We start from the raw sequence: 16,015 nt of genomic DNA on the forward strand, positions 1-16,015 counted from the left end.
AACCTGACCGAACGAACCGAGGAGAGCGATGCGCGTCAAGGTGACGCTCCGGCGCCCCGACACCACGCACGACGACGTCGTCGTCACCGCGGACGCGGGCGCGACGATCGGGGAGGTCGCCTCGACGATCGCCCGCGTCGACCCGTCCGGCACGGGGGAGGTGGACCACCGGCGGCGCACGCTGGAGGCCCGCCTGCCCGGGCAGGACCGGCCCGTGCGGCTGCCGGCCGACGCCGCGCTCGGCGAGGCGTGGATCGGCTCGGGCGCGGAGGTCGCGATCGTCGACCTCGACCGCCCGGGCTTCGACTACCAGACCTCCCGCGACGTGCGCGCCACCCTGCGGTTCGCGGACGGCAGCGCGATCGACCTGCCCGAGGGCAGCTGGGTGCTGGGCCGTGCGCCGGGGTGCGACGTCGTCCTGAGCGACGCGCTCGTGTCGAAGCAGCACCTGCGCCTCGACGTCTCGGACGTCGTCGACGTCGTCGACCTGGGCTCGGCGAACGGGCTCCTGGTGGACGGCGCCCACGTGCAGCGCCTGCGCGTCGAGGGCAGCCAGCGCGTCACGGTGGGCGACACAGTGATGACGATCGAGCGGCGCAAGCCGCAGACGCTCCAGGGGGTCGCGCCGAAGGCCGGCCCCGTCCCGTTCACCCGCTCGCCGCGCGTCGAGGCGCGCTACCGGGGCTCGGAGTTCGACGCCCCGGACGTGCCGACCGAGACCGAGGAGCAGCCGTTCCCGCTGCTCGCGATGCTCGCCCCGCTGCTCATGGGCGGGTTCATGCTCGCCATGGGGCGCGGGCTGACGTCGCTGGTGTTCATCGCGCTGTCGCCGATCATGCTGGCCGGCAACTACTTCACGCGGAACAAGCGCGACAAGAAGCGCAAGGAGAAGGACGTCGCGCGCTTCGAGGAGCGGCTCGACACCCTGCGCGACGCGCTCGCGGGCGAGGAGGAGAAGGAGCGGTCGGTGCGCCTGCGGGAGGCGCCCGCCACCCAGCACGTCTTCGCGGAGTCGATGCGGCACGGGCCGATGCTGTGGACCCGCCGTCCGGAGCACTGGAGCTTCCTCAACGTGCGGTTCGGCATCGGCACGATGCCGTCGCGCAACTCCGTCAAGGAGGTGTCGCGCGGCGCGCTGATCAAGGAGTACCAGGACCGCCTGGACGCCGTCGTCGAGCGGCACGAGGACATCGCCGGCGTGCCCGTCGTGGAGAACCTGTACGACGCCGGCGCGCTCGGCTTCGCCGGCCCTCCCGCGTCCGTGGCCGGCAGCCTCAACGCGGTGCTGCTCCAGCTCACCGGCCTGCACTCGCCGGCGGAGCTGGTCGTGACCGGCATGGTCACCCCCGTGTGGACCAAGCACCTGCAGTGGCTCACGTGGATCCCGCACACGTCGTCGCCGCAGAGCCCGATCGAGGGCCACCACCTCGCCGACTCCGCGAGCGGCGCGGCGCGCCTGGTGGCCGAGCTCGAGGAGCTCGTCACCACGCGGCTGCGCGCCCAGCGCGGCGGCGCCCAGCGACGCGGTGCGATCGACGACGACGACGCCGCCCTGGAGCGCGGCGCCGAGGTCGGCGGCAGCAAGGCCGACACCGGCACGCGATCGGCGGTCCCGGCCGTGGTCGTCGTCATCTCCGACGACATCGACGTGGACCGCGCGCGCCTGGTGCAGCTCGCGGAGCAGGGCCCGGACGCGGGCGTCTACCCGCTGTGGATCTCCGCGGACACAGCCTTCCTCCCCGCGGCCTGCCGCACGTTCGTGGACCTGGGGGAGCACGGCCCGCGCGTCGGCATGGTGCGCCTCGGCCGCTGGGTGGACGACGTCGAGCTCGAGGAGATCGACGCGTCGACGGCGCTCGACTACGGCCGCCGGCTCGCGCCCGTGTTCGACGCCGGCGCGATCGTCGCCGACTCGTCCGACCTGCCCCGCTCGGTGACGATGCCGGCGCTGCTGGGGCACGACCTGTTCGAGGACCCGAACGCCGTGCTGGAGCGCTGGCGGCAGAACCTGTCGGTCTACGACCGCACGCAGGCGGTGCCGCGCAAGCGGGCCGGCTCGCTGCGCGCCATCGTCGGCTCGGCCGGCCTGGACGCCCAGCACCTCGACCTGCGCTCCCAGGGCCCGCACGCCCTGGTGGGCGGCACGACGGGTGCCGGCAAGTCGGAGTTCCTGCAGGCGTGGGTGCTCGCGATGGCGGCGGAGTACAGCCCCGACCGCGTCACGTTCCTGTTCGTGGACTACAAGGGCGGGTCGGCGTTCGCGGACTGCGTCCAGCTGCCGCACTGCGTCGGCCTCGTGACGGACCTCAGCCAGCACCTGGTGCTGCGGGCGCTCACGTCCCTGCGCGCGGAGCTGCACCACCGCGAGCACCTCTTCAACCGCAAGAAGGTCAAGGACCTCCTCGAGCTGGAGAAGCGGGGCGACCCGGAGACGCCGCCGGCGCTCGTCATCGTCATCGACGAGTTCGCGGCCCTGGTGGGCGACGTGCCGGAGTTCGTCGACGGGGTCGTCGACGTCGCCCAGCGCGGCCGCTCGCTCGGCATCCACCTGATCATGGCCACGCAGCGCCCGGCGGGCGTCATCAAGGACAACCTGCGCGCCAACACGAACCTGCGGGTCGCGCTGCGCATGGCGGACGAGTCCGACTCCAGCGACGTCGTCGACATCAAGGACGCCGCGCACATCGACCCGGCCATCCCCGGCCGAGGCGTGGTGAAGACCGGCCCCGGCCGCCTGCAGGCCTTCCAGTCCGGGTACGCGGGCGCGTGGAGCAGCCGGGCCCCGGAGCGGGCGGCGATCGAGGTCGCCGGCCTGCACTTCGGCCGCGAGGAGCGGTGGGAGGAGCCCGTCGACCCGTCGGCCGTCGGCGACGAGGACATGGACCTCGGCCCCAACGACCAGCAGCGCCTGGTCGCGCGGGTCGGCGAGGCGTTCGAGGCCGGACGCCTGCCCGCGCCCCGCCGCCCCTGGCTGGACTCGATGGCGGACGCGTACGACCTCACGCGGCTGCACCAGCGCACGGACACCGAGCTGCTGCTCGGTGTGGCCGACATCCCGGAGCAGCAGGCGCAGCGACCGGTGTACTTCGTGCCGGACGTCGACGGCCACCTGGGCGTGTACGGCACGGGCGGCGCGGGCAAGAGCACGGCGCTGCGCACCCTGGCGGCGGCCGCGGGCATCACGCCGCGCGGCGGCCCGGTGCACGTGTACGGGCTGGACTTCGCGGCGGGCGCGCTGCGCATGCTGTCGTCGCTGCCGCACGTCGGGACGATCGCGCGCGGCGACGACGTGGAGCGCGTCGTCGGCCTCATGCGGATGCTGCGCGACGAGCTGCAGCGCCGCGGCGAGGCGTTCGCCGCCGTGTCGGCGTCGAGCGTCACCGAGTACCGGCAGCTGTCCGGGCGCGCGGACGTGCCGCGCATCCTGCTGCTGGTGGACGGGTTCCCGGGCTTCCGGGACGACTTCGAGGTGGGCGCCGGCCGCGCGGAGTGGTTCGACGTCTTCCGCGACATCCTCAACGACGGCCGCGCCCTCGGCATGCACGTCGTGTTCACCGCCGACCGCTCGGGCGCGGTGCCCACGTACGTGCGCTCGATGGTGCAGCGCAACCTGCTGCTGCGCATGACCGACGACGGCTACCTGGCGTTCAACGCGCCCCGTGACGTCATCACGTCGGACTCGCCCAACGGGCGCGCGCTCCTCGACGGGCTCGAGGTCCAGGTCGCCGTCATCGGCGGCACGACCTCGGTGTCCGCGCAGGCGGCCGCGACCGAGAAGCTGGGGCAGTCGATGCTGTCGGCGGGCGTGCGCCCGGCGCCGGAGGTCAAGGTGCTTCCCACGGAGTACGGGGCGGGCGAGCTGCCCCCGCAGGTGGACGGGCAGCCGGTGCTCGGCCTCGACGGCATCACCCTCGGGCCGGTGCCGTTCGACCCCACGGGCACGATGGTCGTCGCCGGCCCGCCCGGGTCGGGGCGCAGCAACGCGCTCGTCGCGATCGCGCGGGCCGTGCTGCGTGCCAACCCGGACGCGCGGATGTACCTGTTCGCCCAGGGCCGGTCGGCGATCGCCGACAAGCTGCCGTGGACCGAGGTCGCCACCGGGGTGGAGAAGGTCAAGGCGCTCGCCACCGACCTGCTCGCCGCCGTCCAGGACGAGGACGTCGAGCCGGGGATTGTGGTGCTGATCGAGGGCATCAACGAGTACCTGCAGTCTCCGGCGGACAAGCCGATCCAGGACCTGACCAAGGCGATCCGCAGCAGCGACCACCTGCTCGTCGCCGAGGCGGAGACGGCGGGCTGGGCCGCGACGTGGCCGCTGCTGGGCGAGGTGAAGAACGGCCGGCGAGGGCTCATCCTGCAGCCCGAGAACCTCGACGGCGACACCATCCTCAAGACGTCCCTGCCGCGCTCGGGCAAGGGGGAGTTCCCCGTCGGCCGCGGCGCGTGGGTCGCGCGGGGCAAGCAGACCCGGGTCCAGCTGCCGCTGGTGCTCGACGACTGAGCGGCGCCGGACGGGTCGATGGGGAGTCCTCCCCATCGACCCGTGCCGTCGCCCTCGGCTACGGTGCTGCCCGGCGGCGGGACGAGACGCTGCGCGACGACGAGGGGGAGCGGTGGCCGGGTACGACCTGTCGATCAGCATGGCCGATCTGAAGACCTTGGCGGAGGACCTGAAGACCATCAAGGAGGAGTTCGAGGGCGCCGACGACACCTCGGAGGACGCCGCGGACGCGACCGGCCACGACGAGCTGCGCGGCAAGGTGCAGGACTTCGCCGACAAGTGGCGGATCAAGCGCGAGGAGATGACGGAGAACGTCGTCAAGCTCCAGGGCATCATCCAGCAGATCGTCGACACGTTCACCGAGGTCGACACCGAGCTGGCCAAGGCGCTCGAGGAGAAGGCGAGCGACGCGTCGAAGTACAAGGGGTACACCAGTGTCTGACACCCAGTGGCACACGCTCGACGGCAACGCGGACACCGTCAAGACCAAGGGCGAGAAGTACCAGGAGATCGCCGAGGCGATCACCCGGGCGCTCACCACGCTCGACCAGATCGTCGACGACGCGACCACGACGGCGCAGTCGATGGACGCGACGAAGTCGCTGGCGAGCGACGTGCGCGAGGACATCAAGAAGGCCACGGACCGGTACCAGGTCACCGGCGACGCGCTCGTGGCGTACGCGCCCCTCCTGTCCGCCGCCATCACCTCCTCGGAGACTGCGGCGCGTCGGATCGCCGAGCTCGAGGATGACCTGGTGCCGGCGCGGCAGCGGGCGAGCAACGCGCAGTGGGAGATGGACGGCATGCGGGGCGACGCGCCCGACACCGACGTCGACGACGCGAAGTCGGAGCTGTCGAACGCGAACGACCGGGTCACGGAGCTCGAGACCAGCCTCACCTACTGGCAGGGGCAGTGGACGTCGGCGCGCGACGACAAGAACACCGCGGCCACCACGGCCAAGGACCAGATCGACGAGGTCGTCACCGGCGACAAGGTCAACGGTCTGGAGGACAGCACCTGGGACAAGATCAAGCACGTCGCCGCGTCGCTGTACAAGGTCTTCAAGGTCATCTGCGACATCGCGGGCATCCTCGCGATCTTCCTGTCGTGGGTGCCGATCCTGGGTCAGATCCTGGTGGTCCTGGCCGCGATCGGCTCGATCCTCAGCATCCTCGAGACGATCGTGAGCTTCGCCAAGGGCGAGATCGGCTGGGGCGGGCTGCTGCTCGGCGTCGGGCTCGGCGTCGTCGGTCTCTTCGGCGGCAAGCTCGCGAGCTCGCTCGGCAAGGTCGCGAAGGCCCGGGCCGTCACGAAGGCCGCGAGCCTCACGAACTCGCAGTCGCGGCTCGCCGTCCGGCTCGCCGGCAACGCCGACGACGGGGCGCGGATGATCTCCGAGGCCCAGACCACGATGAGCAACGCGGACAACCTGCTCAGCATGAAGACGATCCTCTCGTCGCCGTTCAAGCGGTCCGACGCCATGGACAACCTGTTCCAGCTCCGCAAGGCGGGGAACCTGTCCATCGCCGAGGGGCTGAAGGGGGCGGCGAAGGAGGCCTTCGTCATGCCGTTCAAGGACCCGTTCGGCGGGACCGGCGAGCTCTTCCGCAACCCGGCGCTCTACCACAACCTCGACGGGCTGGCGGGCGCCGCGGTCACCACGAACCTCGTGAACTTCGGGGCCGCGAGCTTCAACGCGGGGCGCAGCTTCGCCGAGGCGGTGGGCGGCGACGACGGGTGGGCCCAGGTCAACTCGTCCGTCGGCCTCGCCGGACCTCTCACGGACGGTCCGTACGTGCAGCTGGCGCAGATCCCCGGCAACGTCGCATCCTGGTCCGACACGTTCGACAAGATGATCTGAGGCCTGACGCAGCGATGAGCGGACCGATCACGGAGTACGGCCTGGGGCTCGCCGAGGGGTGGCACCTGCTGCCCTACGGCGACGCGTCGGAGGGTTGGGAACGAGAGCTGGCCGGCGCGATCCTCGAGGGCGTGGAAGCGCCCGAGGGGGTGCCGGCGGCGCTCGCCGCCCAGCTGGCCGAGGTGCGCGCCGCGGTGGACGCCACCGGGGTGCGGGGCGCCCGGACGGCGGTGCTCGTGGAGTCGCCGGCGGAGCCGTTCGTGCAGGCGATGCTGACCCTCGTGGTGGGGCGCCGGGTCGGGCGCGGCACCTACGAGTCACAGCTCGCCCAGGTGGCGGAGGGCGTCGGCTCGGCGCAGGTCATGGGCACGCAGGAGATCGACGCCGTCGTGCCGGCGGGCACCGTCCACGGCGCCCACTTCCTCATCGGGCACCTGCCTCAGGACGAGGACGTCGCGGGGGTGCACCTCGAGGAGCGCGTGCACCTCGGGGTGTTCCCGGCCGACAGCCCCGACATGGTGGACGTGACGGCGATCGCGGCCGGGATCGGGATCTTCGACGACTTCCCGGCGTTCGTCGTCGGGCTGCTGGACGAGCTCGAGGTGTCGACGGGGGTGGCGGCGTGACGAAGCAGGTCCGGATGGCCGGGGGCGACCTGCGGATCATCCTGCCGGGCACCTGGACGCGGATCCCGCTGGACGAGCCGCAGCGCACGCTGGACTTCGTCAAGCGCTTCGTGAAGCGGCAGACGGGCAACGCCGACCGTCTCGCGCGGGTGCGCCGGGAGACGGTGCGGGAGCTCGTGGGCTCGGCCCGGGACGCGTCCCGGATCGGGGTGCACTCGTACTTCATGTCGCTGGAGATCCTGCCCGGGGTCCCGTTCCCCGCGGCGCTGCTGTTCCTCGACCAGGACTGGCCGGAGGCGGCGACCCCGCTGGTGGCCGAGGGCGACCTCGAGGGCGCGCTCGATGCCGCCTACGGGCCGCTGGAGACCGCGCGCGCGTCGTCGGGGCCGGTGGGGCGGCGCTTCGAGACGCTCACGCAGCGGATCGGCGAGCAGGAGATGCTGACGCTGCGGCTGGAGTACTTCGTGCCGTACCCGGACGGGTCGCGGGTGCTGCAGGCCCGCGTGAACGTGCCGAACATTCCCACGGCGGAGCCGTTCGCGGTGCTGTTCAACGAGATCATCGACTCGATCTCGTTCGCGGCCCCCGAGACGGAGGCGACGCCCGACGGGTCGGCGGTCGACACGGAGGCGCAGGACGCCCGGGCGAGCTAGATCTTGCCCTCGTCCTTGAGGCGCGCGTTCTCGGCGCGGATCGCGTCGAACTTCTCGGCGAGAGCCGCGGCGGCCTGGGGGTCCGCCTTCTCCCAGAGGCCCTCGAGCTCCTTGCGGGAGGCGCCGTCGTCGCGCGCGGCCTGCCAGGCGAGCCGGTGCACGCGAGCCTCGAGGGACGGGTCGGCGGCGAGCACGGTCGTGACCTGCTTGAGGATCTCGCCGTTCGACGGGCGCGCGGTGCCCTTGACGTCGGAGAGCGCCTTGGCGACGGTCGGGAAGCCCGCCGAGCGGGCCTGGAGCCGCGCCAGGTAGTAGCCGAGCGCGCTGGTGACCGGCGTGGCGACGAGGCCGAACGCGATGCCCCACGCGATCTTCCACTTCAGCTCCGCCGGGACGACCGCGAGCGCGACGGCGACCCCGACGACGATGCACACGCCGTACCACCAGTAGCCGAGCCGCTCGAGGGCCCGGAACCAGCCCGGTATCGGCCCGGAGAAGCGGTCGAGCGCGTTGTCCACCTGGGTCACGGCCGAGGCGGCGTCGTCCGCGCCCGGCGCGACGACGATCGGTCGCTTCGATCGTTCGCCGGTGATCAACCAGCTCGGCTGTGCCATGACTTCTCCCCGTCGGCGTCGTCGGTGCTGCCCCTGTCGGCGCCCCACCCTACGCGGGGGACCTGCCGGTAGGGTGACGCCGGTCCGGACGACGGCGGGGGAGGGCATCGAGGATGCAGGACGGCTACAGGGCGGCACCGGCCGGGTCGCAGGTCGGCGCGGGCGACGAGGCCCCGACGACGGCGGCCCTGGCGCTCCGCCCGCTGGGGTACTTCTGCCTCGCGTGGGTGTGGGTGGTGATCTGGCTCGTCACCGTGCTGATCGCGCCCGGCGCGGTGGTGTACGTGTACTTCGACGACGAGATCATCCTCGGTCAGGTGCTGTCGGACACGTCGGTGGTCGGCCTCGTGATGCTCGTCGTGGTCCTGGTGCCGATCCTCGCGGCGATCATGGGTCCGGCGGCGATGTTCTACCTGCCCACGATGACGTGGCCGCTGGCCGCGCTGTGCTTCGTGTACGCGTTCCGCGCGCTGCGGCCGTCGTACGCGGCCGAGAGGCTGTCGCACTCCACCTCCGCCCCGCGCGGGACCACCCTGGGGCCGCCGACCGTCGGCACGGTGGCGCTCTCGCTGAAGCCGAACCGCCGCAGCCGCGCCACCGACGTCCTGATGAAGTGGTACATGGCGGGCTGGTCGCTCCAGATGCCGACGTTCGTCGGCGCCCTGCCCGCCGGGGTGGGCTGGGTCCTGATGTTCGTGTGGGCGTCGCGAGACATCGCGCCGCCGGTGCGGACGGCATGCCTGGTCGGCGCGGTGGCCCTGGTGCTCGTGTCCGTCGTGCTGGTGGCGCGCGCGCTGCGCGCCGACTTCCGCCGGTGGGGGGCGGAGGGAGACCCGGAGCCCGTCCCGACGACCTCGGCCGCGCGCCCGCTCGGCTGAGCGACCGGGCCGTCGGTCAGGGGAGGAGGCCCGGCACGGCCTTCGCGCGGGCGCTCTTGCGCAGGCGGAGCGTGAAGGCCACGGACCCCGCGCCCGAGACGACGAGCGCGAGCACCAGGGAGGTGATGGCAGGCCGGCAGCGGAAGGCAGGACCCGATCCATGGGGAGGCCTCCCCATGGACCGCTGCTCGGGGCGCCCAGTATCGTCGGGACCGCACCACGGATCGGCCGCACGGGGGCCGGCCGAACCACGATCGAGCTGAGGAGCTTTCTCATGGCGAACATGAACGTCACGTACGACGAGCTGCGGTCGCAGGCGGGTCAGCTGCGCAACGGTCAGCAGCAGATGACCGACATCCTGCACAACCTGCAGACCCAGGTGAACAACCTGGTGTCGTCGGGCTTCGTGACCGACCAGGCGTCAGGCGCGTTCCAGACGTCCTACGAGGAGTTCACGACCGGTACCACGCAGGCCATCGAGGGCCTCGAGGGTATGGCGTCGTTCCTGGAGCAGGCCGCGCAGACGCTGTCCGACGCGGACTCGCAGCTGGCGCAGGGCATCCGCGGCTGACACCAGCCTCGCGGGAAGGGGCGGTCCGGGTTCTCCCGGGCCGCCCCTTCGTCGTCCGGTCGGGAGCGCAAGAGTCGGGGTGTACGCGTTCGGGCACTGGTCCCTCCCTACGGGCGACGACACCGAGCGGGGACACCGAGCGGCACCGTGTGCGGACCTGGCGCGGGATGGGGAGGCCTCCCCATCGACGACCGCTCGGGGTGCCCGCTAGGGTCGTCGACGGAACGACCGGATCGGCCGCTAGGGGGCCGGCCGAGAACCGACGAGAACGAGGAGCTTTCTCATGGCGAACATGAACGTCACGTACGACGAGCTGCGGTCGCAGGCGGGTCAGCTGCGCAACGGTCAGCAGCAGATGACCGACATCCTGCACAACCTGCAGACCCAGGTGAACAACCTGGTGTCGTCGGGCTTCGTGACCGACCAGGCGTCGGGCGCGTTCCAGACGTCCTACGAGGAGTTCACGACCGGTACCACGCAGGCCATCGAGGGCCTCGAGGGTATGGCGTCGTTCCTGGAGCAGGCCGCGCAGACGCTGTCCGACGCGGACTCGCAGCTGGCGCAGGGCATCCGCGGCTGACACCAGCCGAGGTCGAGGGGCGGTCCGGGTTCCGGGCCGCCCCTCGTCGTCTGCGGTACCGATCTCGCCGGCGCACCGCGTGGTGCGCGGCCCCGACCGACACGTCCCTGGAGGCAGGGTGGACTCCCGTTCCCGACGCAGGTGGTTCGTCACGGCGCTCGTGCTGTTCCTCGCGCTCTCGGTGGTGCGCCTCGCGATCACCGTCTCGCGCGACGGCATCGAGGGCGCCACGATCTGGATCGCGCTCCTCGTGGTGGTCGTCATCGTGGGGGTGACGCTGGCGGTGGTCGTGCGCCGGGCCGGCGCGGTCCGGGAGCACGTCGCACGCCTGCGCCCGGGTGCGGTCGTGGTCCCGGCGTTCACGACCGCGGACACGCTCGACGAGGCGCGCGCAGCCGGGGCCCGCACCAAGGGCATCTCGGGGATGGGCGGCAACCCGGTCGCCCTTGCGGTGGGCGACGGCGCCGTCGAGGTCTGGGTGGGCCGCGAGGAGGCGCCCCGCTGGGTGGTGCGCCGGGTGCCGGACGGCGTGACGCAGGCCCGCGCCGTGTACGGGTCGCGCGAGTCGGGCGCCGTGCGGGTGTCCGACCGGGCGACGTCGGTCACCGTGGTGCCGGCGTACCGGCCGCTGCGCGCGGCGGGCGGCGCGGCCGGCGCGGACCTGGCCCGGGCGGTCCAGGAGCTCACGACGGCGCCGTGACCCGCGGTCGCGTCGCGCGGCAGGTGCCCCCGGCACCAGTGCCCGACGAGCGAGACAACCTGTTCACCGGATGAGACGGTTGTGGCACCCTGGGTAACGCTGGACCCTGAAGGTGAGGTAACCCTCACCAGTTCGCAGGAGAATCCTCCTAGAATCGAACGCCACGCATCACCGATCCGGAAGGCGTACCCCGCAGTGAGCAGCATCCGACCTCTGCGCGTCGCGATCGTCGGCGCAGGCCCCGCCGGCATCTACGCGGCGGACATCCTGTCGAAGACCGACCTCGACGTGAGCATCGACCTCTTCGAACGCCTGCCCGCGCCGTTCGGCCTCGTGCGCTACGGCGTCGCCCCGGACCACCCGCGCATCAAGCAGATCATCACCGCGCTGCACCGCGTGCTCGGCCGCGGCGACGTGCGCCTGCTGGCCAACGTGGACTACGGCGTCGACCTCAAGCTCGACGACCTGCGCCAGTTCTACGACGCGGTGATCTTCTCGACGGGTGCGATCAAGGACCACGAGCTGCCGGTGCCCGGCATCGACCTCGACGGCTCCTACGGCGCGGCCGACTTCGTCTCCTGGTACGACGGGCACCCCGACGTGCCCCGCACGTGGCCGCTCGAGGCCCAGCAGGTGGCCGTCCTCGGCGCCGGCAACGTGGCGCTCGACGTCGCCCGCATCCTCGCCAAGCACGCGGACGACCTGCTGCCCACCGAGATCCCGGCCAACGTCTACGAGATCCTCAAGGCCTCGCCGGTCACGGACGTGCACGTCTTCGCGCGCCGCGGCCCGGCCCAGGTGAAGTTCTCGCCGCTGGAGCTGCGCGAGCTCGGCCACGTGCCGGACGTCGACATCGTGGTCTACCCGGAGGACTACGACTTCGACGAGGGCTCGATGGCGGCCGTCGAGTCGTCCAACCAGACCAAGCAGGTCGTCAAGACGCTCACCGACTGGACCCTGGTCGACCCGGCCACGCAGAAGGCGTCGCGCCGGCTGCACCTGCACTTCCTGCACGCGCCGGCCGAGATCCTCGGCGAGGACGGCAAGGTCACCGCGCTGCGCACCGAGCGCACCGCCCTGCAGGGCGACGGCACCGTCAAGGGCACCGGCGAGCACCACGACTGGCCCGTGCAGGCCGTCTACCGCGCCGTCGGCTACTTCGGCTCGCCGCTGCCCGAGATCCCCTTCGACGAGCTCAAGGGCGTCATCGCCAACCGCGAGGGCCGCGTCGTCGACCTCGACGGCGAGCACCTGCCCGGCGTCTACGCCACGGGCTGGATCAAGCGCGGCCCGGTCGGCCTCATCGGCCACACCAAGTCGGACGCGTCCGAGACGATCCGCCACCTCGTGGAGGACGTGACGGGCGTGGGCGACGGCGGCGACGTCGCGACCGGCGACGCCGAGGGCGGCCGCACCGCCGCCCAGGGCGACCCGCAGGCCGTGCTCGACTTCCTCGCCGACCGCGGCGTGGACGTCGTCGAGTGGGACGACTTCGTGCTCCTCGACGAGCACGAGAAGGCCCTCGGCGAGCCCCACGGGCGCGAGCGGATCAAGGTCGTGCCGCGCGAGGAGATGCTCGACATCGCCAAGGGGCGCCCCTCCTCCTGACGGGGCCGGTAGCACGACCGGCAGTGCGACCGGACGCACGACGGCCCGGGCGGGAACCGCCCGGGCCGTCGGCGCGTTCAACCCGTGGGAACCTGCCGGTACGCGTGCACCGGGCAGGGCGCACGGAAGGAGACAGCAGGACACATGGGCCACCAGCACTTCAACGGTCTCAAGACGGCGGCGCTGTTCGGCGTCATGTGGGCCGTGGTCCTCGGGCTGTGGGCGATCTTCTTCCGCGGCAGCGCCGGCATGCTCGTCGTCTTCGTGGGGATCGGCCTCGTCACGACGTTTGTCGGCTACTGGAACTCCGACAAGATCGCGATCCGCGCGATGCACGCCTACCCGGTGACGGAGCTCGAGGCGCCGGAGATGTACCGCATCGTGCGCGAGCTCTCCACGGAGGCCCGGCAGCCGATGCCGCGCCTGTACATCTCACCCACCCAGGCCCCCAACGCGTTCGCCACGGGGCGCAACCCCAAGAACGCGGCCGTCTGCTGCACCGAGGGCATCCTGCGCCTGCTCGACGAGCGCGAGCTGCGGGGCGTCCTCGGCCACGAGCTGATGCACGTGTACAACCGCGACATCCTCACGTCGTCGGTCGCGTCCGCGATGGCGGGGGTCATCACCTCGCTGGCCCAGTTCCTGCTGATCTTCGGCGGGGGCGACCGCCGGGAGGGCGGCAACCCGCTCGCCGCGCTCGCGATGGCGATCCTCGCGCCGTTCGCGGCGATGATGATCCAGATGGCGATCTCCCGCACGCGCGAATACGACGCGGACGAGGACGGCGCCAAGCTCACCGGCGACCCGATGGCCCTGGCCTCCGCGCTGCGCAAGCTCGAGTCGGGCACGGCCAAGGCCCCGCTGCCGCAGACGCGCGAGCTGCAGAACGTCTCCCACCTCATGCTCGCCAACCCGTTCCGCGGCGCGGGCATGGCGAAGATGTTCTCCACCCACCCGCCGATGGCGGACCGCATCTCCCGCCTGGAGAAGATGGCCGGCGGCACGGGCTTCGGCCCCGGCGGCATCACCCGCTACTGAGGCACGCTCGGGCGGCGGGTCCCGGCCGGTTCTGCCAGGCTGACCTGCGATGTCCCGTGACGCGGCTGCTGGGTCCGAGCGTCCGCCGGCCCCGTCGGCCGCGGACGGCGGTCACGCGCGCCTGCGGCGCTGGCAGGCGGCCACCGAGTGGCCGCTCACGGCGATCTCGCTGCTGTTCCTGGTCGCGTACGCGATCCCGATCGCACGCCCGGACGCGCCCCCGGAGGTCCGGTCCGCCTGCTCCTTCGTGCTGGCGGTGACCTGGCTGCTCTTCGTCGCGGACTACCTGGTGCGGGCCCGGCTCGCGCCGCACCCGTGGCGGTACGTCCGCCGGCACCCGCTCGAGCTGGCCGTGGTGGTGCTCCCGGTGCTGCGCCCCCTGCTCCTGGTGTCCGTGGTGGTGCGGCTCAACCGGGTCAACGCCGTGCGGCTGCGCGGCCGGGTGGTGCGGTTCGCCGCGGCGGGCACCGCGCTGCTCGTGATCGTCGGGGCCCTCACGGTGACGCAGGCCGAGCGGGGCGCGCCGGGCGCCAGCATCGTGAACCTGGGCGACGGGTTCTGGTGGGCGATGGTCACCATCACCACCGTGGGCTACGGCGACCTCACGCCCGTGACCGCGACGGGCCGGGTCATCGCGGTCTGCCTGATGGTGGGGGGCATCGCGCTGCTGGGCGTCGTGACGGCGACGCTCTCCTCCTGGCTGGTCGAGCGGGTCACGGCCGACCCTGGCGACGAGCCGGGCGAGACCCCCAGGGAGGCGCCCCTCGGCATGGTCTCCCCGGCGCAGGTCGCGCTGCTGGTCGCCGAGGTCCAGTCGCTGCGGGCGGAGATCGTGGCCGGGCGCCGGGCCGACGGGGCGGGTCAGCCCCGCGACACCCCGGAGGGCCGCGCCGACGCCGACGCCGACGCCGACGGCGACGGCGACTGAGCCGCGCCCGGGAGCACCGCCTCCAGCGCGGCGGCCACGCCGTCGTCGTCGTTGCCGGGCACGACGGCGTCCGCGCACGCGAGCACGTCCGGGTGGGCGTTGGCGACGGCGTGCCCGCGCCCCGCCCACCGCAGCATCGGCAGGTCGTTGGGCATGTCGCCGAAGGCCCACACGTCGCGGGCGTCCACCCCCAGGCGCGCGCACCAGCGGGCGAGCGCGACGTCCTTGGTCACCCCGGGCGGCAGGAGCTCGGCGAGGCCCGCCGCGCCCGAGTAGTGCAGCTCGGCCCGGTCGCCCACCACGCCCCGCACGCGCTCGAAGAAGGCCTCCTGCGCGGCGTCGTGGACGCCGCCGCGCTGGACGACGCCGAATCCCTGCGCCGCGGTCCCGGGGCGGACGGCGAGCAGCTTCGCGACGGGGTCGCCGGTCGCGCCGAGGGACTCCTCCACGGGGGCGGCGCGCAGACTGCGGTCGAGGCCGGGCTCGCCGTCGGGGAACCACGGGTCGAACGCCGGGCCGCGGACGGTCTCCACGGCCAGCCCGACGCCGGGGACGGCGTCGCGCAGCTCGGCGACGAGGTCGAGGAGCACGCCGTCGTCGAACCCGCACGAGTCGACGGCGCGGCGGCCGGCCAGGTCCCACACGGCGGCGCCGCCGAGGCAGATCACGCGCCCGTGCCCGCCCACGAGGTCGCCCAGGGCGTGCAGCCAGCGCGGCGGCCGCGCCGTGACGAAGACGACCTCCGCCCCGGCGGCCTCGGCGGCGAGCAGCGCGCGCCGGGTGCGCTCGGAGACCGTGCCGTCCGAGCGCAGCAGCGTGCCGTCGAGGTCGGTCGCGACGACCCGCGGCACCTCCCGCGCGCCCGCCGCCGCCCCGCTGGTCACCGGTAGTTGACGAACTGGAGCGCGACGTCGAGGTCGGCGCCCTTGAGGAGGGCGATGACGGCCTGCAGGTCGTCGCGGGACTTGCTGGTCACGCGCACCTCGTCGCCGGTCACCTGCGTCTTGACGGCCTTCGGGCCCTCGTCGCGGATGATCTTGGTGATCTTCTTGGCGCTCTCGCCGGCGAGGCCCTCCTTGAGCGACCCCGCGAGGCGGTACACCTTGCCGGACGACTGCGGCTCCTTGTCGCCGGTGTCGAAGGCCTTGAGCGAGACGTTCCGCTTGATCAGCTTGGTCTGGAAGACGTCGAGGGCGGCGAGCACGCGCTCGCTCGAGTTCGCCTCGATGACGATGGTGTCCTGGCCGCTCCACTCGATGGACGCGCCCACGCCCTTGAAGTCGTACCGCTGCGAGATCTCCTTGACGGCCTGGTGGAGCGCGTTGTCCACCTCCTGGCGGTCAACCTTGCTCACGATGTCGAACGACGAGTCGGCCACGACGGCTCCTTCTGTGCTGGTCGGGTGCCCGGCGCATCGGGCGGGCGGGGTCTGCCCACTACCGTAGTGCGGCGGCAC

15 protein-coding genes are annotated in these 16,015 nt (G+C 72.7%); 12 read left to right on the forward strand and 3 right to left on the reverse strand.

The window, feature by feature from the left end; genetic code table 11:
• The first annotated feature begins 28 nt into the window (after window positions 1-28).
• The 5 genes from ACFWDO_RS09650 (at window position 29) to ACFWDO_RS09670 (ending at window position 7,642) form a co-directional block, all read left to right on the forward strand.
• On the forward strand, window positions 29-4,501 hold the full coding sequence (locus ACFWDO_RS09650) for an FtsK/SpoIIIE domain-containing protein (protein WP_380315408.1): 4,473 nt from the start codon (window positions 29-31) through the stop codon (window positions 4,499-4,501).
• A 112-nt stretch (window positions 4,502-4,613) separates the two neighbouring features.
• Window positions 4,614-4,943 (forward strand): hypothetical protein, encoded by a 330-nt coding sequence (locus ACFWDO_RS09655; protein WP_380315411.1) that lies wholly within the window; start codon window positions 4,614-4,616, stop codon window positions 4,941-4,943.
• Window positions 4,936-6,363: a hypothetical protein gene (locus tag ACFWDO_RS09660; protein ID WP_380315414.1), complete on the forward strand. Its 1,428-nt coding sequence runs from the start codon at window positions 4,936-4,938 to the stop codon at window positions 6,361-6,363. The genes ACFWDO_RS09655 and ACFWDO_RS09660 overlap by 8 nt, the downstream gene beginning before the upstream one ends.
• 14 nt (window positions 6,364-6,377) lie before the next feature.
• Window positions 6,378-6,989, forward strand: a complete 612-nt coding sequence (locus ACFWDO_RS09665) for a hypothetical protein (RefSeq protein ID WP_380315417.1) — start codon at window positions 6,378-6,380, stop codon at window positions 6,987-6,989.
• Window positions 6,986-7,642, forward strand: a complete 657-nt coding sequence (locus tag ACFWDO_RS09670) for a hypothetical protein (protein WP_380315420.1) — start codon at window positions 6,986-6,988, stop codon at window positions 7,640-7,642. The genes ACFWDO_RS09665 and ACFWDO_RS09670 overlap by 4 nt, the downstream gene beginning before the upstream one ends.
• Here the strand turns inward: ACFWDO_RS09670 and ACFWDO_RS09675 are convergent.
• The gene (locus tag ACFWDO_RS09675; RefSeq protein ID WP_380315423.1) at window positions 7,639-8,256 is read right to left on the reverse strand and encodes a hypothetical protein; all 618 of its coding nucleotides are present in this window, start codon (window positions 8,254-8,256) and stop codon (window positions 7,639-7,641) included. The two genes, ACFWDO_RS09670 and ACFWDO_RS09675, sit on opposite strands and share 4 nt — an antisense overlap.
• A gap of 113 nt (window positions 8,257-8,369) precedes the next feature.
• Between ACFWDO_RS09675 and ACFWDO_RS09680 the strand changes: the two genes are divergently transcribed.
• The 7 genes from ACFWDO_RS09680 (at window position 8,370) to ACFWDO_RS09710 (ending at window position 14,559) form a co-directional block, all read left to right on the forward strand.
• Entirely contained in the window at window positions 8,370-9,134 is a 765-nt protein-coding gene (locus ACFWDO_RS09680) for a hypothetical protein (RefSeq protein ID WP_380315426.1), read from the forward strand.
• A gap of 274 nt (window positions 9,135-9,408) precedes the next feature.
• A complete protein-coding gene (locus ACFWDO_RS09685; protein WP_344246257.1) occupies window positions 9,409-9,705 on the forward strand; it encodes a WXG100 family type VII secretion target in 297 nt (98 codons plus the stop codon).
• A 283-nt stretch (window positions 9,706-9,988) separates the two neighbouring features.
• The gene (locus ACFWDO_RS09690; protein WP_344246257.1) at window positions 9,989-10,285 is read left to right on the forward strand and encodes a WXG100 family type VII secretion target; all 297 of its coding nucleotides are present in this window, start codon (window positions 9,989-9,991) and stop codon (window positions 10,283-10,285) included.
• A 118-nt stretch (window positions 10,286-10,403) separates the two neighbouring features.
• Window positions 10,404-10,985: a hypothetical protein gene (locus ACFWDO_RS09695; RefSeq protein WP_380315429.1), complete on the forward strand. Its 582-nt coding sequence runs from the start codon at window positions 10,404-10,406 to the stop codon at window positions 10,983-10,985.
• Window positions 10,986-11,180: 195 nt separating this feature from the next.
• A complete protein-coding gene (locus ACFWDO_RS09700; RefSeq protein WP_380315432.1) occupies window positions 11,181-12,593 on the forward strand; it encodes an FAD-dependent oxidoreductase in 1,413 nt (470 codons plus the stop codon).
• 144 nt (window positions 12,594-12,737) lie between these two features.
• Window positions 12,738-13,631, forward strand: a complete 894-nt coding sequence (gene htpX / locus ACFWDO_RS09705) for a zinc metalloprotease HtpX (protein ID WP_380326475.1) — start codon at window positions 12,738-12,740, stop codon at window positions 13,629-13,631.
• Between the two features lie 49 nt (window positions 13,632-13,680).
• Window positions 13,681-14,559 carry a potassium channel family protein gene (locus ACFWDO_RS09710; protein WP_380326478.1) on the forward strand — a complete coding sequence of 293 codons (879 nt, stop codon included), beginning with the start codon at window positions 13,681-13,683 and terminating at the stop codon, window positions 14,557-14,559.
• Here ACFWDO_RS09710 and ACFWDO_RS09715 read toward each other — a convergent pair.
• Both ACFWDO_RS09715 and ACFWDO_RS09720 read right to left on the reverse strand, forming a co-directional pair.
• Complete coding sequence (locus ACFWDO_RS09715; protein WP_380326481.1) at window positions 14,493-15,443, reverse strand: HAD family hydrolase; 951 nt, start codon at window positions 15,441-15,443, stop codon at window positions 14,493-14,495. The two genes, ACFWDO_RS09710 and ACFWDO_RS09715, sit on opposite strands and share 67 nt — an antisense overlap.
• Window positions 15,440-15,937, reverse strand: coding sequence for a YajQ family cyclic di-GMP-binding protein (locus tag ACFWDO_RS09720; RefSeq protein ID WP_380326484.1), 498 nt, complete (start codon window positions 15,935-15,937; stop codon window positions 15,440-15,442). Before ACFWDO_RS09720 ends, ACFWDO_RS09715 begins: the two co-directional genes overlap by 4 nt.
• Between the last annotated feature and the right edge of the window lie 78 nt (window positions 15,938-16,015).

This window comes from Isoptericola sp. NPDC060185 (genome assembly GCF_042728595.1).
In the GTDB taxonomy this organism is placed as follows: Bacteria; Actinomycetota; Actinomycetes; order Actinomycetales; family Cellulomonadaceae; genus Isoptericola.